The 22,478-nt window shown below is 75.1% G+C and carries 22 protein-coding genes and 5 pseudogenes; 12 read left to right on the top strand and 15 right to left on the bottom strand.

Features of this window, described 5'->3' with window-relative positions; genetic code table 11:
- Positions 1-7 precede the first annotated feature (7 nt).
- Positions 8-379, bottom strand: a pseudogene (locus MF408_RS07710) (DUF488 domain-containing protein); the annotation flags it as partial.
- A gap of 344 nt (positions 380-723) precedes the next feature.
- On the opposite strand from MF408_RS07710, the gene MF408_RS07705 reads away from it, so the two are divergent.
- Positions 724-1,965, top strand: a complete 1,242-nt coding sequence (locus tag MF408_RS07705; RefSeq protein ID WP_240250895.1) for an FAD-dependent oxidoreductase — start codon at positions 724-726, stop codon at positions 1,963-1,965.
- Positions 1,966-1,995: 30 nt separating this feature from the next.
- Here the strand turns inward: MF408_RS07705 and MF408_RS07700 are convergent, their stop codons facing one another.
- Positions 1,996-3,525 (bottom strand): helix-turn-helix domain-containing protein, encoded by a 1,530-nt coding sequence (locus MF408_RS07700; RefSeq protein WP_240250894.1) that lies wholly within the window; start codon positions 3,523-3,525, stop codon positions 1,996-1,998.
- 134 nt (positions 3,526-3,659) lie between these two features.
- Here MF408_RS07700 and MF408_RS07695 point away from each other — a divergent pair, with 134 nt between their 5' ends.
- Positions 3,660-4,142, top strand: a complete 483-nt coding sequence (locus MF408_RS07695) for an Atu4866 domain-containing protein (protein WP_240250893.1) — start codon at positions 3,660-3,662, stop codon at positions 4,140-4,142.
- 41 nt (positions 4,143-4,183) lie between these two features.
- Here the strand turns inward: MF408_RS07695 and MF408_RS07690 are convergent.
- Positions 4,184-5,168, bottom strand: a pseudogene (locus MF408_RS07690) (serine hydrolase domain-containing protein).
- Here MF408_RS07690 and MF408_RS07685 point away from each other — a divergent pair.
- The 3 genes from MF408_RS07685 to MF408_RS07675 all read left to right on the top strand — a co-directional run bounded on the left by MF408_RS07685 (position 5,140) and on the right by MF408_RS07675 (position 7,504).
- Positions 5,140-5,478, top strand: a complete 339-nt coding sequence (locus MF408_RS07685; protein WP_240252219.1) for a hypothetical protein — start codon at positions 5,140-5,142, stop codon at positions 5,476-5,478. The pseudogene MF408_RS07690 and the gene MF408_RS07685 overlap by 29 nt on opposite strands.
- Before the next feature lie 389 nt (positions 5,479-5,867).
- Positions 5,868-6,869, top strand: a complete 1,002-nt coding sequence (locus MF408_RS07680) for a sensor domain-containing protein (RefSeq protein WP_345893871.1) — start codon at positions 5,868-5,870, stop codon at positions 6,867-6,869.
- Entirely contained in the window at positions 6,857-7,504 is a 648-nt protein-coding gene (locus MF408_RS07675; protein WP_240250891.1) for a response regulator transcription factor, read from the top strand. The genes MF408_RS07680 and MF408_RS07675 overlap by 13 nt, the downstream gene beginning before the upstream one ends.
- A gap of 13 nt (positions 7,505-7,517) precedes the next feature.
- Here the strand turns inward: MF408_RS07675 and MF408_RS26740 are convergent, their stop codons facing one another.
- Positions 7,518-7,835, bottom strand: a complete 318-nt coding sequence (locus MF408_RS26740) for an SDR family oxidoreductase (RefSeq protein ID WP_345893924.1) — start codon at positions 7,833-7,835, stop codon at positions 7,518-7,520.
- Positions 7,836-7,947: 112 nt separating this feature from the next.
- Positions 7,948-8,304: pseudogene (locus MF408_RS26735) on the bottom strand (SDR family NAD(P)-dependent oxidoreductase); the annotation flags it as partial.
- Between the two features lie 101 nt (positions 8,305-8,405).
- On the opposite strand from MF408_RS26735, the gene MF408_RS07665 reads away from it, so the two are divergent.
- The 3 genes and pseudogenes from MF408_RS07665 to MF408_RS07655 all read left to right on the top strand — a co-directional run bounded on the left by MF408_RS07665 (position 8,406) and on the right by MF408_RS07655 (position 9,239).
- Positions 8,406-8,738, top strand: coding sequence for a helix-turn-helix transcriptional regulator (locus MF408_RS07665; protein ID WP_240250889.1), 333 nt, complete (start codon positions 8,406-8,408; stop codon positions 8,736-8,738).
- A pseudogene (locus tag MF408_RS07660) lies at positions 8,738-8,797 on the top strand (hypothetical protein); the annotation flags it as partial. The gene MF408_RS07665 and the pseudogene MF408_RS07660, both read left to right, overlap by 1 nt.
- 28 nt (positions 8,798-8,825) lie before the next feature.
- Entirely contained in the window at positions 8,826-9,239 is a 414-nt protein-coding gene (locus tag MF408_RS07655) for a hypothetical protein (protein ID WP_240250888.1), read from the top strand.
- Positions 9,240-9,248: 9 nt separating this feature from the next.
- On the opposite strand, the gene MF408_RS07650 is transcribed toward MF408_RS07655, so the two are convergent.
- The 7 genes from MF408_RS07650 to MF408_RS07620 all read right to left on the bottom strand — a co-directional run bounded on the left by MF408_RS07650 (position 9,249) and on the right by MF408_RS07620 (position 15,315).
- Positions 9,249-10,007: a class I SAM-dependent methyltransferase gene (locus MF408_RS07650; protein WP_240250887.1), complete on the bottom strand. Its 759-nt coding sequence runs from the start codon at positions 10,005-10,007 to the stop codon at positions 9,249-9,251.
- Positions 10,004-10,804, bottom strand: coding sequence for an ABC transporter ATP-binding protein (locus tag MF408_RS07645; protein ID WP_240250886.1), 801 nt, complete (start codon positions 10,802-10,804; stop codon positions 10,004-10,006). The genes MF408_RS07650 and MF408_RS07645 overlap by 4 nt, the downstream gene beginning before the upstream one ends.
- Positions 10,801-11,805 (bottom strand): ABC transporter substrate-binding protein, encoded by a 1,005-nt coding sequence (locus MF408_RS07640; protein WP_240250885.1) that lies wholly within the window; start codon positions 11,803-11,805, stop codon positions 10,801-10,803. The genes MF408_RS07645 and MF408_RS07640 overlap by 4 nt, the downstream gene beginning before the upstream one ends.
- A 25-nt stretch (positions 11,806-11,830) precedes the next feature.
- On the bottom strand, positions 11,831-12,931 hold the full coding sequence (locus MF408_RS07635) for an iron ABC transporter permease (RefSeq protein ID WP_240250884.1): 1,101 nt from the start codon (positions 12,929-12,931) through the stop codon (positions 11,831-11,833).
- Positions 12,932-13,124: 193 nt separating this feature from the next.
- Positions 13,125-13,556, bottom strand: a complete 432-nt coding sequence (locus tag MF408_RS07630; protein ID WP_240250883.1) for a GNAT family N-acetyltransferase — start codon at positions 13,554-13,556, stop codon at positions 13,125-13,127.
- 530 nt (positions 13,557-14,086) lie between these two features.
- Positions 14,087-14,482: a UBP-type zinc finger domain-containing protein gene (locus MF408_RS07625; protein WP_240250882.1), complete on the bottom strand. Its 396-nt coding sequence runs from the start codon at positions 14,480-14,482 to the stop codon at positions 14,087-14,089.
- A 44-nt stretch (positions 14,483-14,526) separates the two neighbouring features.
- Positions 14,527-15,315: an SDR family NAD(P)-dependent oxidoreductase gene (locus MF408_RS07620; protein WP_240250881.1), complete on the bottom strand. Its 789-nt coding sequence runs from the start codon at positions 15,313-15,315 to the stop codon at positions 14,527-14,529.
- Between the two features lie 147 nt (positions 15,316-15,462).
- On the opposite strand from MF408_RS07620, the gene MF408_RS07615 reads away from it, so the two are divergent.
- Positions 15,463-16,644, top strand: a complete 1,182-nt coding sequence (locus MF408_RS07615; protein ID WP_240250880.1) for a hypothetical protein — start codon at positions 15,463-15,465, stop codon at positions 16,642-16,644.
- A 148-nt stretch (positions 16,645-16,792) separates the two neighbouring features.
- On the top strand, positions 16,793-17,158 hold the full coding sequence (locus MF408_RS07610) for a hypothetical protein (protein ID WP_240250879.1): 366 nt from the start codon (positions 16,793-16,795) through the stop codon (positions 17,156-17,158).
- A gap of 46 nt (positions 17,159-17,204) precedes the next feature.
- On the opposite strand, the gene MF408_RS26730 is transcribed toward MF408_RS07610, so the two are convergent.
- The 3 genes and pseudogenes from MF408_RS26730 to MF408_RS07600 form a co-directional block, all read right to left on the bottom strand.
- Positions 17,205-17,528 (bottom strand): malic enzyme-like NAD(P)-binding protein, encoded by a 324-nt coding sequence (locus MF408_RS26730; RefSeq protein ID WP_345893870.1) that lies wholly within the window; start codon positions 17,526-17,528, stop codon positions 17,205-17,207.
- 257 nt (positions 17,529-17,785) lie between these two features.
- Positions 17,786-18,475 (bottom strand): annotated as a pseudogene (locus MF408_RS26725) (NAD-dependent malic enzyme); the annotation flags it as partial.
- 140 nt (positions 18,476-18,615) lie between these two features.
- A complete protein-coding gene (locus MF408_RS07600; protein WP_240251732.1) occupies positions 18,616-19,701 on the bottom strand; it encodes an aminotransferase class I/II-fold pyridoxal phosphate-dependent enzyme in 1,086 nt (361 codons plus the stop codon).
- A gap of 164 nt (positions 19,702-19,865) precedes the next feature.
- Between MF408_RS07600 and MF408_RS07595 the strand changes: the two genes are divergently transcribed.
- Entirely contained in the window at positions 19,866-20,321 is a 456-nt protein-coding gene (locus MF408_RS07595; protein ID WP_240250878.1) for a MarR family transcriptional regulator, read from the top strand.
- Positions 20,322-20,723: 402 nt separating this feature from the next.
- The gene (locus MF408_RS07590) at positions 20,724-22,436 is read left to right on the top strand and encodes a YibE/F family protein (RefSeq protein ID WP_240250877.1); all 1,713 of its coding nucleotides are present in this window, start codon (positions 20,724-20,726) and stop codon (positions 22,434-22,436) included.
- The last annotated feature ends 42 nt before the right edge of the window (positions 22,437-22,478 follow it).

Raw genomic sequence — 22,478 nt, 5'->3', positions numbered from 1 at the left:
GCCGCTGCTACCCCGGCGGGTACCGCAGCTCGCCGTCGACGACGACCGCACCCTCGGCCACGGGGTGTGACGAGAGCCGGCCGTCGTGGCCGAGGTGGAGCACCGGGACGCCGTGGAGGAGGACGGTCGCGTCGCTGATCAGGCGGCGGTGGCAGCGCCACCACACGGTCTCGCTGCACATGACCGCGACCCGGGGGTCCGGACGCAGCTCGGCGAGGAGCTCGGTGAGGGCGGCCCGGAAGTCGGGCGTCCGGGTGTGGGCGGCGTAGGCACGGAAGGCCGCCACCCGCCACCAGGCGTCGACCGACGGGTCCTGGCCGTCGGGGACCCGCCGCCGCCCGCCGAGGCGCGGCTCCCAGCGGTAATCGATGCCCGCCGCCTCGAGCCGGGCGGCGAACGCCTCGCCGGCGACCTCCGGGTCGCGCCTGCTCCCCGGGGAAGCGCCGCACGTCGACGACCCGGCCGACCGACGCCTCCCGCAGCAGCCGGACGAGGTCGACGGCGGGCGTGGTGCCGTGACCGAACGTCAGCAGCACCCGGCCGCCGTACCCGGGTCCGGGGGCGGGGCCAGGATCGGGGGAGGCCACGCAGCAGCGTTGCCCGGCCCGCGCCGGCGCATACCCGCCACCGTGCCGTCACGTTGTCGCCGGAGCACAGTCCGCGGGCCGCGGAATGTGCTCGCGGGGCAACAGGCCCGGCCGGCTGCTCGCCGACCATGGAGACATGGACAACAACGTGCAGCGTCCGCAGCGGGTGGCCGTCCTGGGTGCCGGGATGGTGGGCCTGTCGACGGCGTGGTACCTCCAGGAGCACGGCGTCGACGTCACCGTGCTCGACCGCGACGACGTCGCCGCCGGCTCGAGCTGGGGCAACGCGGGCTGGCTGACGCCGAGCATCGCGGTGCCGCTCCCCGAGCCGTCGGTGCTCAAGTACGGCGTCCGCGCCGTGCTGAGCCCGTCGTCGCCGGTGTACGTGCCGCCGACCGCCGACCCGCGGCTGCTGCGGTTCCTGATCGCGTTCGCGCGCAACTGCACGCCGAAGCGGTGGCAGCAGGCGATGCGGACGCTGATCCCGCTCAACAACGGGGCGCTCGCCGCGTTCGCAGAGATGGAGGAGGGCGGCGTCACCGCCCGCACCAAGGCGGCCGAGCCGTTCACCGCCGCCTTCCGCACCGCCGAGGACAGCCGGGCGCTGCTGGAGGAGTTCGAGCACATCCGGGCCTGCGGCCAGGACGTCCGGTTCGACGTCGTCGACGGCGCCGACGCCCGCCGCGACGAGCCCGCGCTCGGAGACGACATCGGGGTCGCGATCCGGATCCGCGACGAGCGGTACGTCGACCCCGCCGCCTACGTGCGGGCGATCGCGGACTCCGTCCGGGCGCGCGGCGGCCGGATCCTCGGCGGCACCGAGGTCGAGGCCGTCGGCTCCACGACCGGCGGCGTCGTCGTCGCCGGGGAGACCTACGACGCCGTCGTCGTCGCGACCGGGGCCTGGCTGGGCAGGCTCGGGCGCAGCGTCGGCGTGCGTCGCGTCGTGCAGGCCGGCCGCGGCTACTCGTTCACGATCAAGATCGACGACCTGCCCCGGGGGCCGGTCTACTTCCCGAAGCAGCGGGTCGCCTGCACGCCGCTCGGCGACCGGCTGCGGATCGCCGGGATGATGGAGTTCCGCGACGCCGGAGCACCGCTCGACCCGCGGCGGATCCAGGCCCTGGTCACCGAGGCGAGCACGCTCCTCAAGGGCGCCCACCTCGACCAGCGCGAGGACGAGTGGGTGGGTGCCCGGCCGTGCACCGCCGACGGCCTGCCGCTGGTCGGCGCGACCAACGACCCGCGCGTCTTCGTCGCCGGCGGCCACGGCATGTGGGGCATCACCCTCGGTCCCGTCACCGGCAAGCTGCTCGCCGAGCAGGTCGCCACCGGGGTCACCCCGGACGCGCTGCGCGCGGTCGACCCGCTGCGCTGACCGGGAGTCCGGAGCCTGGGCAAGGGCGGGTCAGGGGGTGCCGAGCTCCCCGCCGCGGCGCAGCCGGGCCAGCTCGAGGCGTACCGCGAGTCGCTGGACCGGGTCGTCGAGGTCGACCGCGCACCGGGCGGTGATCCGCGCGGTCCGGTGCCGCACCGTGTTGGGGTGCACGCCCAGGACGTGGGCTGCCCGCTGCGGCTCGCCCCAGTAGTCGACGACGGCCTCGAGCGTCGCGAGCAGGAGCGCGCCGTCCTTCGCGCCGGCGAGCTCGGCGACGGGCGACACGAGCGGCCGGTGCGCCAGCCCGTCGACGGCCCGGGAGAGCACCAGGGCGCCCCAGGCCTCGTCCACCGACAGCACCGGGCGGTCCGGCGCGCCGAGCCCACCGAGCTCGGCCGCCTCCGCGCGCGACCGCTGCAGCTCGCCGACCGTGGCGGCCCGCCGGCCGACGTACATCCCGACGGCGGGGTCGCGCCGCCGCTCGGCGGCGACGACGTCGGCGAGCCAGTCGAGGCAGCCCGGACCGGTGCCGTCGTCCGCCACCACCGCGTAGAGCACGCCGTCGAGGTCGGCGACGGCCGGCTGGCGCCACCCGTGCTTGCGCGCGAGCCCGAGCCACAGCTCGCACCGCGCGTCGACGCCGAGGTTCGCGGGCCCGGCCACCGCGGCGACCCGCCACGGCCCGTCCTCCAGCCAGTCCGGCCGCTCGGTCGCGGCGCCCTGCAGCACCGACCGCACCTGGTCGCGCTGCACCTGGCGGTGCAGCTCGCTCTGCGACCGGAGCCGGAGCAGGAGGAGGGCCACCACCTCGGTGGCGGCGCCGAGCTCGCGCGCCCGGTCGGCTGCCACCGGCTCGTCGACGACCGCCCACACCGACCCCAGCCACTCGCCGCCGGCCCGCACCGGGACGACGTACCGCGCCCGCACGTCCTCCGCGCCCGCGGGCACGAAGAACGGCTCGTCGGACGTGGCCAGCCGGCGGAACACGCCGAGGGAGCGGAAGTGGTCGCGCACCTCCCGCGGCACCCGGCGGCCGACGATCGTCGACATCCGCGCCTGGTCGACGTCCACCTGCCCGGTCGAGTAGGCCAGCACCCGTGACGTGGCGTCCTCGATGGTCACCGGCGCACCGAGGAGCGCGCCGATCCGGTCGGCCATGTCGAACAGGTCGCCGTAGACCCGGTCGCCCGCGCGTCCCGGCCCGGTGGTCGCCGCCTCGAGCGCGCTGCGGAGCACCGTGAGGGCCGACGACCAGGCGGCGTCGTCGGCGACCGTGAGCAGCGGGAGCCCCGCGGCCGCGCACCGGCTGCGGACCCGCTCGTCGTCGGCCCAGGTACGCCGCAGCACCAGGCCGGCAGCCGGCGCGGCCGCGGCCACCACCTCGAGCACCTCGGTCACGTCGCGGGCGCCGACCCCGACGACGACGTCGCCGCGGTCGACCGTGGCGGGACCGCCCGCCTCCACGATCTCCACCCCCAGCACCGGCCGGTCCTCGCCGGGCTGCGCCAGCTCCACCACCGCGGGCGCCAGCGCGTCGGCCAGCCCGGCTGCGGTGATCACGTGGTCACTGTGCCACGTCGCCCACCCGCAGACGGGCAGTCGTCAGGGTGAGAGTGACCTATCGGCCACTCTCACCCTGACGACCTCGGGGACGATGGGGTCGTGGACCCGACGCCGGACACCCCGCCGAGCACGTGACAGCCGACGAGCTCCTGCGACGAGCGGGGCCGGGCGCGGTGGTGGTCGACCTCGGCGGGCCCGAGACGTTCGCGGTCGTGCGCGGCCTGCGGGCGTCGTACGGCGACCCGATCGGGCTGGTCGTGCGGCCGCCGGACCTGGCGGCGGTGGTGCTGCGCGGGGAGGTGGTCGCGCGGGACGGTCGGGCGCGGCGGGATCCGGGGCCCGGTGACGAGGCGGGGACGGCGCGGGCCGTCGGCGCCTGGCACGACGACGGCCACGCGCTCGTGCAGCACCTGCTGCCGGACGGCCGCTACACGGAGACCCGCAGTGGGCGGGCCGACGCCTACACCGGGCGGTACTGGGTCGCGGGCGACCAGGTCGTCTACCTCGACGACAGCGGCTTCTGGGCGTTCGGGCGCTGGGAGGGCGACCTGCTGCACCACGCGAGCTTCGTGATGGACCGCCGCCCGCCCGCAGACGGGCAGTCGTCAGGGTGAGAGTGACGTATAGGCCACTCTCACCCTGACGACCTCGTGGATCAGGACGCGCAGACCAGGTCGGCCACCGCGTCGCTGACGTCGGCCAGCATCGCCATCGACGTCGGCAGGCCGGTCACCGCGACCACCGCCCAGCGGCCGTCGGGCGTCACCAGGTTGCGGGTCTCGAAGCCCTGGATGTCGCCGCCGTGGCCCCAGCCGACGGTGTCGCAGGGGAGCCGGTGGCGGGCCACGCCGAGGCCGTAGCGCCAGCCGGGACGGGCGTCGAAGCCCGGCGCGCGGACGGTGCGCTTCATCGCCCGCAGCTGGGCCGGCGGCAGCAGCTCGCCGCCGAGCAGCGCCTCCATGAACCGACCGAGGTCGGCGGGCGTCGAGACCAGCTGGCCGGCCGCCCAGCCGAGCGACGGGTCGAGGCGCGTGATGTCCACCCACGGGGCGCCCGGTGCGTCGGCGAGGTAGCCACGGGGGTGCGGCCCGCGGATCCGCTGCTCGCCCTCACGCGGCCAGTACGTGTCGTCGAGACCGAGCGGCTCGATGATGCGGCGGTGCAGCACCTCGGCGACGGGCCGTCCGGTCACGCGCTGCACGATCAGGCCGAGCAGCACGTAGTTGGTGTTGCTGTACTCCCAACGCTTGCCGGGCCGGAAGTGCCGGCGCTCGGCGAGCGCGGCGTCGACGAGCTGGCGCGGCTCGAAGTAGGTGTGGGCGACCGCCCTCATCGAGCCACCCGCCTCGATGACCAGCCCGTCGTAGTCGGGCAGGCCGCTGGTCTGGCGGAGCAGCTGCCGGACGGTGATCCGCCGGCCGTCGTTGCCCCTTGCCTCGGACGACGCCGGGGAGGTACCGCTCGACCGGTGCGCCCAGCGAGACCTTCCCGTCGGCGACCAGCTGGAGCACGGCGGCGGCGGTGAACATCTTGGTGTTGCTGGCGATCCGGACCCGCGAGTCCTTGCGCACCGGCGCGCCGGTCCGCAGGTCGGAGGTGCCCGCGGTGTAGGTGCGGACCCGGCCCGAGGCGTCCCGCACCGACGCGACCACGCCCGGGAAGCCGGTGTCGGTGACCAGCCGGTCGAGCCGCCGCTGGATCCGGCGGGCCGCGCCGCGGTCCGGCTCGGTGGCGGTACTGGCGGCACTGGTGGCGCTGGTGGTGTCGGCGCCGGTGGCTGGCCGGTCGGCGGCCGGTGCCGCTGGGGCCGGTGCCCCCGCCGAGACCGAGGGCGAGCGAGGCCGCGAGCGCGGCCGCGGCCACCCGGCCGGGGAGGCGGGGACGGAGGTGGGGGAGGGACATCACGAGGTCCTTTCGTCGGTGGTTCGCTCGATGACTCGAGTCTCGTGACGCCGGCGCCGCCGATCGATCCCGCTGGCTGGCCGGTCGGTGGTACAGCAGGCACTACTCTTCGCCGCCGGTGCGTGGCATCCGGCGCCGGCCGCCGTACTGTCCTGACCCGGAAGGGACGGCACCGAGCACCGAGGTGAGGCACGTGGAAGGGTCGGCAGCCCCGCGCGCGACGACGCACGCGCCGCGCGCCGTGCTGCGCGCCCTCGAGCAGCTCATCGGCGGCCTGGGCACCGCGCTGCTCGGCCTGGGGCTGGCACTCCTGCTGGTGCCGGTGGCGGTGGCGACCCTCCTCGGCCTCGGCCGGTACGTCGGGCCGCCGGCGTTGCGGGCGCTGCACGCGCTGGCCGACCGCGAGCGGGCGCGGCTGGCGCGGTGGGGGCGCGGACGTGCCGGTGCCACCGGCGCGTCCCGAGCGGTTGCGGCCGGCGCTGCGCGACCCCGCCACCCGCCGCGAGCTGGTCTGGCTGCTGCGGCACGCGACCGGGGGGTTCGGCGTCGGCTTCCTGGCGGTGCTCGCGCCGTTCTCGGCGGTGCGCGACCTGACCTTCCCGCTGTGGTGGTGGGCGATCCCGCCGGGCTACGCGAGCCCGTCGCTGGGGTTCTGGGTGGTGCGGGAGTGGACGGGCGTGCCGGCCGTCGTGGCGCTCGGCCTGGCCTGGGCGGTCGTCACCGTGCTGCTCGGCCCGCCGGCCGCGCGACGCCAGCTGCGCGTCAACCGCCGGCTGCTGCTGGCCGCGGAGGCCGACCTGGCGCTGCGGGTCGCCGAGCTGACCCGCACCCGCGCCGCGGCCCTCGACGCGCACGCCGCGGAGCTGCGGCGGATCGAGCGCTCCCTGCACGACGGCGCCCAGAACCGGCTCGTCGCCACGACCGTGCTCCTCGGCGCCGCCCGCCGCAGCCTCGCGACCCGGGGACCCGACGCCGCCGACCGGCTGCTCGGCCAGGCGCAGGACGCCGCCGAGCTGGCGCTCGGCGAGCTCCGCGCCGTCGTCCGCAGCATCCTCCCGCCGGTGCTGGCCGACCGGGGGCTCGCGGGCGCCGTCCACGGCCTGGCGGCGGCGTCGCCGGTGCCGTGCACCACGGAGGTCGACGTCCCCGAGCGCAGCCCGGCGTCGGTCGAGGCGACGGTCTACTACGCCGTCGCCGAGGCGCTCACCAACGTGGCCCGCCACAGCGGCGCGACCCGCGTGCACGTCGTCGTGCGCCGCACCGGCGACCGGCTCCGCTTCCGGGTGGAGGACGACGGTGTCGGCGGCGCCGCCGAGCGCGCCGGCTCCGGCCTCGCCGGGATGCGCGGACGGATGGAGGCGATGGACGGGACGTGGGGGCTGACCAGCCCTGCTGGGGGACCGACGGTGGTGGAGGGAGAGGTGCCGTGCGGATCGTGATCGCGGAGGACGACCCGCTGCTGCGCGAGGGCATCGCCGCCGTGCTGACCGCCGAGGGCTACGACGTGGTGGCCGCGGTCGGCGACGGCGACGCGCTGCTCGCCGCGCTCGAGCAGCACGCGCCCGACGTCGCCGTCGTCGACGTCCGGATGCCGCCCACCCACACCGACGAGGGGATCCGTGCCGCCGTCCGGGCGCGGGACCGGTTCCCCGGGCTCGCGGTGCTGGTGCTGTCGGCGTACGTCGAGCAGGCGTTCGCCACCGACCTCCTCGCCCAGGGCAGCGACGGGCTCGGCTACCTGCTCAAGGAGCGGGTCGGCCGTGTCGAGACCTTCGTGCAGGCACTCGACCGGGTCGCCGCCGGCGGCACCGCCATCGACCCGGAGGTCGTCGGGCAGCTGGTCGCCCGGCCGGACCAGCGGATGGCCCGGCTCACCGCGCGGGAGCTGGAGGTGCTCGCGCTGATGGCCGAGGGCTGGGGCAACGCCGCGATCGCCGAGCGGCTGGTCGTCACCGACGGCGCGGTGCACAAGCACATCCGGTCGATCTTCGCCAAGCTCGACCTGCCGCCCTCCGACGCCAGCGACCGCCGGGTCACCGCGGTGCTGCGCTACCTCGACAGCGCCCGACGGTGACCCGACCGCCGGTTCAGCGCTGCGCGGCCGGCCGCACCACGACCTCGTTGACGTCGACGTCCGCCGGCTGGGAGACGGCGAAGGCGACCGCGCGGCCGACGGCGTCGGCGGGTATCGCGGCGGCGCGGTAGTCGACCATCACCTCGGCCGCGTGCGGGTCGGTGATGTGCTCGGCGAGCTCCGACTCGGTCACGCCCGGACTGATCGTCGTGACCCTGGTGCCCGGGTCGGACTCCTGGCGGAGACCCTCCGTGAGCGCCCAGGCGGCGTACTTGGTCGCGGAGTAGACCGCCGACGTCGGCACCACCTCGTGGGCGCCGACAGACGCGATCGTGACGACGTGCCCACTGCCCTGGATGCGGAAGTGGGGGCAGCACGGCCGCGACGCCGTGCAGGAGGCCCCGGACGTTGACGTCGACCATCCGGTCCCACTCGTCGACCAACAGCGCGTCGAGGCGGGAGAGCAGCATCACGCCGGCGTTGCCGACGAGCACGTCGATCCGGCCGTGGCGGCCGACGACGTCGTCGACGAGCGCGGTGAACGCCGTCCGGTCGGTCACGTCGAGGGAACGGCCCTCGGCGCTGAGCCCGGCCGCGACGAGCTCGCCGACCACCGTCTCGAGGCGGCCGATTCGCCGGGCGGTCAGCACGACGTGATGACCCTCCGCGGCCAGTCTCCGTGCGGTGGCCTCGCCGATGCCGCTCGAGGCGCCGGTGACGAGGACCACCTTGCGGGTGTCGTTGCTGCTCTGGTTGCGGGTCTCGCTGCTGGGGTGGTTGCTGGCTTCGTCGTTGGTCATGCCGCCGAACCTCCCGCGCCGGCGCGGGCCGCAGAAGGCCGAGCCGTTCCTGGGAGTCCCGCACCCAGGCACCGTGGTCGTGACCTGCCTAGCATGGCCGGGTGCCCGGCAACGCCCTCGGTGAGTTCCTCCGCGCCCGGCGCGCCCGGGTCAGCCCAGAGGCCGCCGGTGTGCCGACCATCGGCGCCCGCCGGGTCCCCGGGCTGCGCCGGGAGGAGGTCGCCACGATGGCGGGCGTCAGCGCCGACTACTACGTGCGCCTCGAGCAGGGGGCGCGAGCGGCACCCGTCCGCGCAGGTCCTCGGGGCGCTCGCCGACGTGCTGCAGCTCGACGACGACGCCCGCGGCCACCTGTTCCGGGTGGCGGGCCTGGCTCCCCGACGTGCGCCGCGCGCCGCCCGCCGAGCGGGTCGACCCGGAGCTGCTGCGGCTGATGGACATGTGGCCGGACAATCCTGCGATCGTCCTCGGCCGCGCCTACGACGTGCTCGCCGCCAACCAGCTCGCCGACGCGCTGTTCGGTGGTTTCGGCGAGGGGAGCCAACCTGCTCGAGAAGGTCTTCCTCGACCCGGCGGCGCGGTCGTTCTACGCCGACTGGGAGCGGGTCGCGGCCACCACGGTGGCCGGCTTCCGGGCGCTGCACGGCCGGCACCCGGACGACCCGCGGCTCGCCGAGGTGCTGCGCACCGTCCAGGCAGCGAGCGCCGCGTTCGCGGAGCTGTGGGAGCGGCACGACGTGCGTGGCAAGCGGCACGAGGTCAAACGGTTCCGGCACCCCGAGGTCGGCGAGCTGACCCTCCGTATGAACGCCTTCGACGTGCGGTCGGCGCCGGGGCAGGAGCTGGTCGTCTACCACGCCGAGGCGGGGTCGGCGAGCGCCGACGCTCTTCGGCTGCTCGGGACGCTCGCGGCCACCCGCGCCCGGGCGCGCTGACCGGGCTGGTCAGTCGCCCGCGACGCCGCGGACCAGGTACTGCAGCTGCACTTCGTGGTCGGGCGCGACGCCGTGCTCGCGGTCGAGCTCGAGCACCGAGGTGAGCGGGGTGACGGTGACGTCGCGGAAGCCGGCGGCGACCACGAGGTCGCGGGTCTCCTCGATCGAGCGTGCCGCCGCGAGCGGGAGCGCGGCGCGGACGGTGTCGTCGTACCACCGGACGAAGTCCTCGGACGTGTCGACGTGGAGGCCCTCGGGGAACCAGGTGGAGTCGACCAGCGCGAGCACGCCGCCGGGGCGGAGCACGCGCCGCCAGGCGGCGAGCGCCCGGTGCGGCTCCCGCAGCGTCCACATCAGGTAGCGGTTGGTGACCGCGTCGAAGCTCGCGTCGGGGAAGTCGGGGGCCACCGCGTCGCCGCGCAGGAACCGAGGGGCGCGGGCCGCCCGGGCCGCGTGGGCACGCGCCCGCTCGAGCATGCCGTCGGCGAGGTCGGTGGCGGTGACGTCGTGGCCGAGGTCGGCGAGCAGCAGGGCGACGTAGCCGCTGCCGGTGCCGACGTCGAGGACCTCCGCCGGCGCCGGCGGCAGCGCGGCGCTCCAGATCTCGCCCCACGCGGCGAGGTCGAGCGGGAGCCGCTCGGGGCGCTGCTGGTAGTCGTCGTACGACGCGGCGCGGCCGCTCCAGTAGCGGTCGATGTTGGCCTGGATGTCGGTCGGGACATCGGTCGGGACGTCGGTCGGGACATCGGTGCGCGGTTCGGCGGTCATGCGGGCAGTCTCCGGTCCTGGTGGGGGTGCGGTGCGTGGTGGGCGAGCGGGTGGAAGAGCAGCTGGAGGTGGCCGTCGAGGTGGGTGCGGGTGACGCCGATGCCGTAGACCCGCTCGAGCAGCTCCGGCTCGAGGACCTCGTCGGGGGAGCCGGCCCGCGCCACCCGGCCCCGGTCGAGCAGCACCAGGTCGTCGCAGTAGCGGGCGGCGAGGTTGAGGTCGTGCAGCACGACGACGGCGCTCGTCGCGACGTCGCGGACCAGCTGCAGCACCTCGTGCTGGTAGCGGATGTCGAGGTGGTTGGTCGGCTCGTCGAGCAGCAGGAAGCCGGCCTCCTGCGCGAGGGCACGGGCCACGAGGACCCGCTGCCGCTCGCCGCCGGACAGGTGGCTGAACGGCCGGTCGGCCAGGTGCCGCGCGCCGACCCGGGCGAGGGCCTCGTCGACCGCCCGCTCGTCGGCGGCCCCGGGACGCTGGAACGTCGCCAGCCGCGGCAGCCGCCCCAGCATCGTGGCGTCGCGCACCGACAGCATCGTCTCGCTCCCCGACTCCTGCACGACGACTGCGACCTGCTGGGCCACCTCCCGGGTCGACATGCCCGACAGCGGCCGGCCGGCGACCGTGACCCGGCCGGCGGCCGGGCGCAGCGCGCCGTACAGCATCCGCAGCAGCGTGGTCTTGCCGCTGCCGTTGGGCCCGAGCAGGCCGAGCACCCGGCCGGGCCGGGCCTCGAGCGTGACCCCGTCGACCGCGGGCCGGCCGGCGTAGGAGAACCGCAGCCCCTCGGCGGCGATCACGGCTGGTCCCCGAAGTGGTCGCGCAGCCGGGCCAGCCCCTCGACCGACAGCGGCGTCGGTGGCTCGACGTAGTTGAAGAGCAGCGGGAGCACCGCGTCGTCCCGCAGGGCGCTGAGGTCCTCGACACCGGGGAGGGAGGTGACCGCGTCGACCACGTCGGCCGGGTCGCCGGTGCTGTGGAGCAGCACGAGCACGTCGGGGTCGCGGCCGAGAAGCTCCTCGGAGGTCACCTCGAAGACCCGCTCGCCGGTGTCGCCGAAGACGTTGTCGAAGCCGGCCGCCTCCAGCAGCGGGTGGGCCATGCTGCGGTTGCCGTAGGCGTAGGTGACGCCGCCGCCGACGGTGGGGTAGAGCACGGCCGCCGTCCGGCGCTCCCCGGCCGGTGCCGCGGTGAGCGCGTCGACCTCCCGCTCCAGCTCCTCGACCGCGGCGGCGGCCTCGTCCTCGCGGTCGAACACCTCGCCGTAGAGCTCCAGCTGCGCGTAGACGTCGTCGAAGCCGGGCTCGTCGACCCCCTCCGCGCACATCGCGGGCTCCTCCAGCAGCGGGATGCCGACGCTGTCGAGCGTCGAGCGGCTCAGGTTGTCGACCTCGCCGAGCACCAGGTCGGGCTCCTCGCCGATCACGACCTCCTTCGAGATCTGGAGGTGGCCGGACGTGTCGGTCTCGCCGGTGAGGGCCGGCACCTGCTCGAGCTGCGCCCAAGTGGCGTCGTCGTAGTAGTCGCGGGGGTACTCGCCCGCCCGGGCGGTCACCCGGTCGAGCACGCCGAGCTGGGCGAGGAACGGCACGGCCGCGCTCTTGAGCAGCACCACCCGCTCCGGCGGGGCGGGGAACGTGACGTCGGCGCCGCAGTTCCGCACGGTCAGCGGGTAGCCCGCCGGGCCGTCCGCGGCGGCGTCGCCGGCGTCGCCGGTGTCGTCGGCGACCAGGCCGCACGACGTGAGGACGAGGGCCGTCGCGGCCGCGGCGAGGGCGGCTGCCGTCGTACGCCGGGTCATGCGGTCTCCTGTCGGGTCGGGGTGGTCACGAGGTCAGGTGGTCGCCTGCAGGCGGCGGACGAGGACGAGCAGGAACGGGGCGCCGAGGACGGCGGTGACGATGCCGATCGGCACCTCCTGCGGGGGCAAGGACGACCCGGGCGAGGACGTCGGCCCAGATCAGCAGCACCGCCCCCATCAGCGCCGCGACGGGGACCGCCCGTGTGTGGGCGGCGCCGACCGCGCGGCGGGCGAGGTGCGGCACGACCAGGCCCACGAAGCCGATGCTCCCGGCCGCCGAGACCACCACGGCCACGCACAGCGCGACGGCGACGAGCAGCAGCGACCGGAACCGCTCGGGGTGCACGCCGAGGGTGAGCGCGGTCTCGTCGCCGATGGAGAGCGCGTCGAGCCGGCGGCCGACGACGGTGAGCAGGGCGACGGTCGCGGTCACGACGACCGCCGCGACCGCCAGCGGCTGGCCCCACTCGGCCAGCGCGAGCGAGCCGAGCAGCCAGAACATCACCGAACGGGCGCCCTCGGCGGAGTCGGAGGCGAAGATGAGGAAGCTCGTGAGCGCCTGCAGGGCGTAGCCGACCGCGACACCGGCGAGGAGGAGCCGGGTCGAGGTGACCCGCCCGGCGGAACGCGCCACCGCGAAGACCAGCGCCGACGCGACCAGCGCGCCGAGGAACGCGCTCACCGGCAGGGCGTGCTCGCCGAGGCCGAGGGTGACGCCGAACAGGATCGCCGCGGCCGCGCCGGTCGAGGCGCCGGAGTTGACGCCGATCAGGTAGGGGTCGGCGAGGAGGTTGCGCACCATCGCCTGCAGCGCGATCCCGCACACGGCGAGCCCGGCGCCGACGAGAGCGGCGAGCAGGACACGGGGGAGCCGGACCTCCCAGACGATGGAGTCGCGCGACGCGCTCCAGTCGCGCTGCTCCGGCACCAGGAACAGGTGGTGCGAGACCACCTCGACCACGCTCGCGAACGGCACGTGCACCGCCCCGAGCGCGGTGCCGGCGACGACGGACACCAGCAGCGCGGCGACCAGGCCCGCGGTCCACCGGCGGGAGCGCCGGAGGTGGTCGACGGGGGACGGGTCGGTCGTCGGGGCCCCCCGCCCGGCGACCTCGGCTACGACCACGACTCCCCCTGTTGCAAATGACTTGCAACAGCGACGCTACCGCACCTCCCGCCCCTCGTGTCGAGTAGGTACTTCCGCGGTCGTCAGTGGGGGCCGTCTCGTCGTCGAGTGGGCACTTCCACGGTCGTCAGTGGGGGCCTTCCCGTCGTCGAGTGGGCACGTCCGTCGGCCGCGCCGGCGCCGAGGACCGCGGTCAGGCGTCCGGTCCCGCCGGCGCCGCGGCGTACACGTCGGGGCGGTGGATCTGCATGAACCGCTCGGGCGCGTCGAGCGGCGTGAAACCGAAGCGGGCGTAGAGGCCGTGCGCGTCCTCGGTGGCCAGCAGGAAGCGACGTACGCCGGCGACCGCGGGGTGTGCCGCCACGACCTCGACGAGCCACGCCCCGAGCCCCCGCCCGCGCAGCTCCTCGACGACGAAGACGTCGGCGAGGTAGGCGAACGTCGCCCGGTCGGTGACCACCCGCGCGAAGCCCACCTGCCGCCCGGTGTCGTCGTAGAGCCCGAAGCACAACGAGCCGCGGATCGACCGCTCGACCACGTCGCGGGTGATGCCCGCCGCCCAGTAGGAGCGGGTCAGGTTGGCGTGGACCGTGTCGATGTCGAGGTCGGCCGGGTCGGTCGACACCGGAACCCGTCGCCGTGGTGCTCGCTGCGTCGCACAGCCCGGCTCCTCCGTCCACTCGCTCGCGAGGACCGCAGGCTACCGGCGCCCGCTGCGCGCGCAGGCCGGATCTCAGCGGTGGCGGGAGCGGGTGGTACGCCGACCGGCCCCGGCCCGCGGTACAGATGCGTCACTACCCGGGGCGCTGGCGGGCGCGGCAGGCTGCTGCGCGGGTGCACCCCACCGCCGGCCGGCCCGACCGTGCCGGTGCCCCTCCGGGTGACCGCCGCCGGCTCCCCCCCACACCGGCGGCGGTCACCCTCCCCGGTCGAGTGGGCACTTCCTCGCTGTCGACTGGGGCCTTCCGCGGCGTCGAGTGGGCGTGCCCCGCGTCGAGTGGGGGCATGCCCTCGCGTCCAGCGGGGCATGTGCTCGGCCGATCGGGACGTGACGGGCAAAACCTCCACTTGTCCGGCGATATTTTGCCCAACATGTTGAGGTTTCCCCGGTCGGCCGGGGAAACCTCACGTGCCGAGCCCACCACGACCCCCGACTCAACCCACCACGACCCCCGACTCAACCCACCACAACCCCCGATTCGACGAGGGTTCAGTGGATGTGGCTGCGCCAGTCGGGGGCACCCGGCCGGCGGGGCCGGGCACGGGCTGGTCCTCCGGCCGCGACCGGGGTGGTGCCAGCTCGGGGCCGTCGAAGACCTGCTCGGTGACGTAGTCGTAGTACCAGTCCTCGCCCGGCTCGAAGCTCTGCATGAACCGGTGGCCGGTCGTCGTCGCGTGCCTGGTCGCGTGCTGGCCGGGGGAGGTGTCGCAGCAGCCGACGTGCCCGCAGGTGGCGCACCGGCGCAGGTGGACCCACCAGCCCTGCGCCTCGTCGCACTCGGCGCATCCCGCACCGCTGGGGGCTGCGGCGACGTCGATCTCGGCGTCCATGGGGGGAATGTACGCGCGTCCCCGCGGCTCGCGCGACGCCCGAGTCACGGGAGCCGGATGGACAGGCGCTGCTCGGTGTCGGCCACGAGCTCCGCCTGCAGCCCGGGGTCGAGCGACGCGGCCGACGGCGCGGCCGGGGTCGTCTCGTCGAGGTAGGTGCCGCCCGGCAGGTCGGCGGTCACGGCGGCCGCCAGGTTGCTGCCGCCGGTGCCGGCCGGCACCCCTCTGACGCCGAACATGGCGTGCAGCAGCTCGGTGGCCACCACACCCGGGTGCAGGCTGATCACGGTCTGCCCGACGCGGGCCGCGAGCCAGTTGCCGTAGGTGACCAGCGCGAGCTTGGACCGGGCGTACGCCGTCGCGGGCGCGTAGCGGTCGCGGGTGAAGGCGAGGTCACCGACGTCGAGCGTGGCGTCGAAGTGCGTGGCCGACACGACGTCGACGACGCGCCCGGTGGGGGCCAGGGCGGGCAGCAGGTGGTGGGTCAGGAGCACCGGCGCCAGGAAGTTCACCTGGTAGGCGATCTCGGTCCCGGCGGGGCCGGTGGTGAGGACCCGCGGGCCCGGGATCGCCGCGTTGTTGACCAGGACGTCGAGCCCGCCGGTCTCCTCGACGACGCGGTCGGCGAGGTCGCGCGGCGAGGCGAGGTCGGTGAAGTCCGCGGACACGTAGCTGACCCGCGCTCCGGGGTGGGCGTCGGCGGTGATGCGGGCGAGCGCCGCGCGGGCCTCGGGCTCGGGACCGTGGACGACCAGCCGGTGCGGAGCGGCGGCGAGGCGGGTCGCCGCCGCGAGCCCGATGCCGCTGGTGGCCCCGGTCAGCAGGATGCGCACACCGACCGCCAGGTCACGAGCCTCGTTGCTCGCCCTCGGGCGGGCCGACCCCGCCCGGCCGGAATTTCACTCATTTCGCCCATTCCCTCCCGGTCGCCCGCACTGACACGATGGTGGCGGCTCGGGCCCGATCGCGGAAGGCGGCCGATGAGAGTCCTCAAGCTCCTGCTGGCCGGCGCTCTGGGCGTCGGCCTCGCTGTCGGTGGGGTCGTGCAGGCGAGCCCGGCGGCGGCCGAGATGTACGTCGACGACGTACCCGTCGACGGGTGGGACGTCAACGGCCGGGTGCTGGCCACCGAGATCGTCGGCGACGTCGTCTACGTCGGCGGCAACTTCACGGCGGCGATCAGCCCGACCGGCGCCCGGGTGACCCGCAACCGGCTGGCCGCCTTCTCGATGATCACCGGGGAGCTGATCACCGGCTGGCGGGCCGACGCCGGCGCCGGCGTCACCTCGCTCGCCTCCGACGGCGAGGCGCTCTACGTCGGCGGCCACTTCGGGCGCATCAACAACGTCGTGCGCACCCGGCTGGCGAAGGTCAGCCTGGCCACCGGTGCCGTCGACCGGGCGTTCGTGGCGTCCGCGGACGCCGGCGTACGCGCGGTCGCCGTCCGCGGCGACGACCTCTACGTCGGCGGCGCCTTCCTCGCCGTCAACGGTGTGGCCAAGAACCGGGTGGCCAAGCTGGACGCCAGGACCGGGGCCCTCGCCACCGCCTTCCGCGCCTCGGCGAGCGGCCCGGTCTACTCGCTGGTCGCCCACCCACGGCAGGACGTCGTCTACGCCGCCGGCCCGTTCGCCCAGCTCAACGGCACCGCCCGCGCCGGCGTCGGCGGGCTCGACGGGACGACCGGCGCCACCACCGGCCCGGCGTTCGCCTCCTCGGCGCGGCCCACGCTCGCGCTCGACGTCGACGACGACGGCAGCCGGCTCTTCGGGGCCGGCGGCTCGGGCGCCAACGAGATCTCGGCGTGGAGCACCGCCACCGGCGCGCGGAGCTGGCGCGTCGCCTCGATGGGCGACAACCAGGCGATCGAGCACTTCCGCGGCACCGTGTTCGCCGGCTTCCACGACGGCTTCCGCAACGACAACTCCGTCAAGGTGGTCGCCATCGACGCGGCCACCGGCGCTGTCGACGCCGACTGGCGACCCCGGGTGAACGAGTTCTGGGGCGTGTTCGCGATCGACGCCAGCGACGCCGGGGTCGTCGTCGGCGGCGACTTCCGGAGCGTCAGCGGCGTCCCGACCGGCTACGTCGCCCGCTTCGGCGCCGCAGCGCCACCGCCCCCCGCCCCCTCCACCCCCACCCCCGCCACCGCCGCCGGGTGACGACGTCCAGCTGCTCGGCGCGAGCACCGCCTGGGCCTACTGGGACCGCGGCACGCGGCCGGCCGGCTGGCAGACGCAGGCGTACGACGACAGCGCGTGGCCGCGGGGTCGGCCCCAGCTGGGCTACGGCGACGGCGACGAGACCACCGTGATCGCGTTCGGCCCCCGGGCCGGCGCCAAGCACGTCACGTCGTACTTCCGGGCAACGTTCACCCAGGACCGGGTGCCGTCGGCCGTCCGGCTGTCGCTGCTCGCCGACGACGGTGCCGTCGTCTACGTCAACGGCGTCGAGGTGCTGCGCGACAACATGCCGGCCGGCACGATCACCGGCGACACCCGTGCGGCCGGCAACCGCTCGGGCCGTGCCGAGAACACCTTCCGCGACTTCACGGTCGACCCGGCCCTGCTGCGCACCGGCATCAACACGGTCGCGGTCGAGGTGCACCAGGACGTGCCGAACTCCAGTGACCTCGGGCTCGACCTGCGGCTCGAGGCGGACTACCCGACCCCCTGACCTCCTGACCGCCCGCGACCGGCACCACCGGCACCACCGGCCGGCATCACTGCCCGACGACCGCCGCCGCCACCGCCTGGTGCACGTCGGGGTGGAACACCGAGGGCATGATGAAGTTCGGGTTGAGCTCCTCGTCGTGCACGACGTGGGCGATCGCGTCGGCGGCCCGCAGCATCATCGCGGTGGTGATGTCGCGCGCGCGGGCGTCGAGCAGCCCGCGGAAGACGCCGGGGAACGCCAGCACGTTGTTGATCTGGTTGGGGAAGTCGGAGCGTCCCGACGCGACGACGGCGGCGTAGCGGGCGGCCTGTACCGGGTCGACCTCCGGGTCGGGGTTGGCCAGCGCGAAGACGACCGGGTCGGGTGCCATGTCGGCGATCCACTCCGCGGCGAGGACCCCGGGCCCGCTGACGCCGATGAACACGTCGGCGCCGGCGAGAGCGGCCCGCAGGTCGCCCCCGCACGGCGCGGGGGTTGGTCAGCCCGGCGAGCTCGGTGTGCGCGGGGGGACAGCGAGGCGTCCCCGGCCGTGAGCGCGCCGGCGCGGTCGCAGACCACGACGTCGCCCACGCCCGCCGCCAGCAGCAGCTTGACGATCGCCGTGCCGGCGGCGCCCGCGCCGGCGACCACGACCCGCACGGTCGCGAGGTCCTTCCCCACGACCCGCAGCGCGTTGGTCAGGGCGGCGAGCACCACGATCGCCGTACCGTGCTGGTCGTCGTGGAAGACCGGGATGTCGAGCCGCTCGCGCAGCCGGGCCTCGACCTCGAAGCAGCGCGGCGCGGCGATGTCCTCGAGGTTGACCCCGCCGAACCCGGGGGCGATCAGCTCGACCGCCCGGACGATCTCGTCGGTGTCCTGGGTGTCGAGGCAGATCGGCCAGGCGTCGATGTCGCCGAACCGCTTGAACAGCGCCGCCTTGCCCTCCATCACCGGGAGGGCGGCGCCGGGACCGATGTTGCCGAGCCCGAGCACCGCCGAGCCGTCCGTCACGACCGCCACCGTGTTGCCCTTCACCGTCAGCCGCGACACGTCCTCGGGGTGCTCGGCCAGCGCCAGGGACACCCGGCCGACGCCGGGGGTGTAGGCCAGCGAGAGGTCGTCGCGGGTCCGCAGCGGCACCTTCGACGCCACCTCGATCTTGCCGCCGAGGTGGATGAGGAAGGTCCGGTCGCTGACCTTGTGGACGTCGACCCCCTCGACCGCCGCCACCGCGACCTGCAGCTCGCCGGCGTGCTCGGCGTCGGCGGCCGAGCAGGTCACGTCGACGACGAGCCGGTCGTGGCGGGACTCGGTGACGTCGATCGCCGTGACCATCCCTCCCGCCCCGGCGATCGCGGTCGCGACCTCCCCGACGACGTCGTGGTCGGCGCTGGTGTGCAGGCGCATGGTGATGGAGTACGACGAGGCGGTGGCGGTCTTCTTCGGCACCCCAGCAGTCTCGCCGTGCCCCCGGGTTACTCGGAAGTCACCGCGCCCGGTCGCGGGTCGGTCCTCAGCGCGGAGGCCAGGCGTTCGACCACCGCGGTCAGCCGCTCCGGGCTGGTCGCGAAGTTGAGGCGCACGTGGCCGGGCAGCCCCGGGTGGTAGTCCCCGCCGGGCGCCAGCCGCACCCGGCCGCGGGCGAGGGCCACCGCCGCGGGATCGGCGTGGCCGTAGCCGCGCAGGTCGACCCACGCGAGGTAGGTCGCCTCCACCCGCCGCATCCGCGCCTCCGGCAGGTGCTCGGCGAGCAGCCGCTCCAGCAGGTCGCGCTGGTCGCCGAGGCGGGCGACGAGGGCGTCGAGCCAGGCGTCGCCGTGGGTGTACGCCGCCACGGCGCCCACCGCGCCGAGCGAGGACCAGGAGTCGTTGCGCGCCATCGGCGCGGCCCGCAGCCGCCGGCGCGCCTCAGGGTCGGGCACCACGACCTGGGCGCAGCGCAGGCCGGCGGTGTTGAACGCCTTCGACGCCGCCACCACGGCCACCGCGTGGTCGTGGGTGCCGTCGAGGGAGAGGTAGGGCACGTGCGGCGTGGGCGCACCCGGGAGCACCAGCGGGGCGTGGATCTCGTCGGCCACGACCCGCGCGCCGTGGCGGCGTACGACGTCGCGGACCCCTTCGAGCTCGGCCCGGGCGAACACCCGGCCCCACGGGTTGTGCGGCTGGGTGAGCAGCACGGTGCGGGCCCCGGCGGCGAGCAGCCGGTCGAGCTGGTCGAGGTCGAGCTCGGCGCGCTCCGCGTCCGGGTCGACGACCAGGTCGACCCGCGGCCGGCCGGTGATGTCCGGGAGGCTGATCAGCGGGGGGTACCCGGGCAGCGTCATCACGACCGGCGCCTGCTCCGACAGCACGTCGATCACGAACCGCGCCCCGGCGGTCACGTCGACGACCGGGAGCACCCACGACGGGTCCACCCGGTGGCCGAACCGCCGCGCGGCGAAGCCGGCGTACGCCGTCCCGAGCTCGCCGCCGTCGGCGGGCGCGGCGGGATAGCCGGTCACGCCCGCGGCGACCGCCTCGTGCAGCGCCTCGACGACCGGTGGCGCGACGGCGTAGTCCATCTCGGCCACCCAAGCCGGCAGCACGTCGGGCTCGACCTCGCCCCCACTTCATCGGCAGCGCTCGGCGTGCCTCCTCGTCGGTCAGGTCGCGGATCATGACCTCGACCGTACTGGCGGGCCGCCGACCGGTCGTTGACCTGTCAACCAATTGCTACGCTCGAGCGGTGACCGGATCGCCCTGGCTCGACGACGAGCAGCAGACGGCGTGGCGGGCCTGGCTCGAGGTCCACACCCGGCTGTCGGCCCGGATCAACCGGGAGCTGCAGGCGACCAGCGGCCTCTCCCTCGCCGACTACGAGGTGCTGGTCGCCCTGACCGACGTGGCGGAGGGCAGCATCCGCCTGCGCGACCTCGGCGACCAGCTCCAGTGGGAGAAGAGCCGGCTGTCCAAGCACCTGACCCGGATGCAGCGACGTGGCCTGGTCGCCCGCCGCGACTGCGCCGACGACCGCCGCGGCGCGTTCGTCGGGATCACCGACCAGGGCCGCACCGCGATCCGCTCCGCCGCACCCGCCCACGTCGACCTGGTCCGCCGGGTGTTCTTCGACGGGATCACCCCGGAGCAGGTGCGCCAGCTGACCGCCGTGCTCGATGCGGTGCGGGGGCGGCTGGGGGACTGAGGCGGCTCTTTACCGAGGTTTGGTCCCAAACCGCATCTCGGCGGGCTCTTTTACCGAGGTTTGGTCCCAAACCGCACCTCGGCGGCCGGTCTTGCTGCGGTTTGGTCCCAAACCGCAGCACCCACCCCCTCCCCGATGATGGTCCCCGACGAGAGGGGGCAGACGTGGCGCACGGGCACTCCCACCGGGCATCGGCGGGCATCGACGAGGAGGTGCCGGTCGGCCACCGCTCCCGGGTGGCGCTGCTGGCCGGGCTGGCGCTCGCGGCGGTCGCGACCGTGGTGGGGCTCGTGGTGTGGTGGCCGTCGGGCGACCACGACGTCGCGGCGCAGTTCGCGGCGCCCGGGGTGACCTTCGTCGACGGCACCGTCGTCGACGTGCGGGAGGAGTGCGAGGAGGGGGATGGAGGGCTCGCCGACCGGGTGCGGCGTCGTGACGGTCGAGGTGGGGGAGGAGCGGGTCGACGTCCCGGTGCCGCCGCAGGTGCTGGAGGCCGGGCTGGTCGAGGGGGACCCGGTCGAGCTGATGCGTACGCCGGCCGCGGACGGCGCCGACGGTGCAGGGCCGACGTACTCCTACGTCACGACCGACCGCGACCGCACCCTGCTCTGGCTGCTCGCCGCGTTCCTCCTCGCCGTGCTGGCGATCGCCCGGTGGCGGGGGCTGTTCGCCCTGGTCGGCCTGGCTTTCGGGGGCGCGGTGGTGTGGTGGTTCCTGCTGCCTGCCCTGCTCGACGGGGCGCCGGGCGTGGGGGTGGCGCTGACGTCGGCCGCGGCGATCATGTTCGTCGTCCTCTACACGACCCACGGCTTCTCGCTGCGCACCAGCACCGCGCTGGCCGGCACGCTTGTCGGGATCGGGCTCACCGCGCTGCTCGGCGTGGTGGCGGTCGCGGACGCCCGGTTGACCGGCATGTCGGACGACGCCGGCGGCATGCTCCGCTCCTTCGCCGGCGAGCTCGACTTCCAGTCCTTGCTCGGCTGCGCACTGGTGATCGCCGGGCTCGGCGTGCTCAACGACGTGACGATCACCCAGGCGTCCGCGGTGTGGGAGCTGCGCGCGGCCTCGCCGCACGCGCCGCGCCGCGAGGTCTACGCCGGGGCGATGCGGATCGGGCGCGACCACATCGCGTCGACCATCTACACGATCGTGTTCGCCTACGTCGGCACCGCGCTGGTCGTCCTCATGCTGCTCAGCATCTACGACCGGCCGCTGGTCGACCTGCGCTCGACCGAGCAGCTGGCCGAGGAGATCGTGCGCACCCTCGTCACGTCCATCGGGCTGGTGCTCGCCGTGCCGATCACCACCGCACTCGCGGCGCTGGTCGCCGCGCCGTCGCCGCGGCGGGAGCCGCAGGCCGACGCCCCCCGACCCGGCCGGCTGAGCCGGCCGCTGAGCCGGCCGCTGAGCAGCCCGGCCGACCCCGACCCGCCGCTCCGCCCGCTACTCGACGTGCGAGTGCCGACGCACCACGTGCCAGTAGTCGACGTACTTCTTCCACACGCTCCGGCCGCGGATGTTGACCGTGATCTCGTCGCCCCGGTTGAGCGACCCGGTCGCCCAGTTGGCGGTGCCGGTCCAGACGCCGTGGTAGCGCCGGTCGCCGCCGTAGGTGCCGCGGATCGCGAGGGTCTTCATGTGGGTGCGGGTGGTGACCTCGCCGGTCACCTCGGAGAACTGCCGGCTGTCGTAGAGCTCGATCAGGCCGGACCGGCGCGCGTCCCGCATCTGCGCGAGCAGGCCCCGGTCGACCGCACCGAAGATGATCCGCACCTTTGCAGCCGCTGCGGGCCAGGTCGCGCACCTTGTTCCAGATGTAGGTGCCGCGGTGCCCGTTCCACCAGAACTGCTGGATGTGGAGCAGCGTCGGGCCCAGCGCGCTCGAGCACCGGACCTTCCGCAGGTCCTCCATCAGCGGGTCCCGCTTCACGCCGACCCCCGTCATCGGGAACACACGGGTCGTGTAGGGGCCGTCCACCACCTCCACCAGCGCGCGGCCGGCGGGCTTCTCCTCCGTCATCAGCCGGTGCACCCGCTCCACGAACGCGAACGTCTTCGGCCGGTTGCGCATCACGAACAGCTCGTTCCAGCCGCTCAGGACGCCGCCGGCGTTGAGGTTCGTCGACGCGGTCATCACCACGTGGTCGGACCGGCCGG

Origin of the sequence: Nocardioides sp. TF02-7 (assembly GCF_022437945.1) — a bacterium.
GTDB lineage: Bacteria > Actinomycetota > Actinomycetes > Propionibacteriales > Nocardioidaceae > Nocardioides.
This window is presented reverse-complemented; position numbering and strand designations above follow the sequence as displayed.

What these genes read in the sequence shown, in the direction of transcription:
- MF408_RS07705 (WP_240250895.1), top strand. Translation starts at nt 724, where the DNA reads ATGGACAACAACGTGCAGCGTCCGCAGCGGGTGGCCGTCCTGGGTGCC.
- MF408_RS07650 (WP_240250887.1), bottom strand. Translation starts at nt 10,007, where the DNA reads ATGACCGCCGAACCGCGCACCGATGTCCCGACCGACGTCCCGACCGAT.
- MF408_RS07640 (WP_240250885.1), bottom strand. Translation starts at nt 11,805, where the DNA reads ATGACCCGGCGTACGACGGCAGCCGCCCTCGCCGCGGCCGCGACGGCC.
- MF408_RS07625 (WP_240250882.1), bottom strand. Translation starts at nt 14,482, where the DNA reads ATGGACGCCGAGATCGACGTCGCCGCAGCCCCCAGCGGTGCGGGATGC.
- MF408_RS07615 (WP_240250880.1), top strand. Translation starts at nt 15,463, where the DNA reads ATGAGAGTCCTCAAGCTCCTGCTGGCCGGCGCTCTGGGCGTCGGCCTC.
- MF408_RS26730 (WP_345893870.1), bottom strand. Translation starts at nt 17,528, where the DNA reads ATGGCACCCGACCCGGTCGTCTTCGCGCTGGCCAACCCCGACCCGGAG.
- MF408_RS07600 (WP_240251732.1), bottom strand. Translation starts at nt 19,701, where the DNA reads ATGGACTACGCCGTCGCGCCACCGGTCGTCGAGGCGCTGCACGAGGCG.
- MF408_RS07590 (WP_240250877.1), top strand. Translation starts at nt 20,724, where the DNA reads ATGGAGGGCTCGCCGACCGGGTGCGGCGTCGTGACGGTCGAGGTGGGG.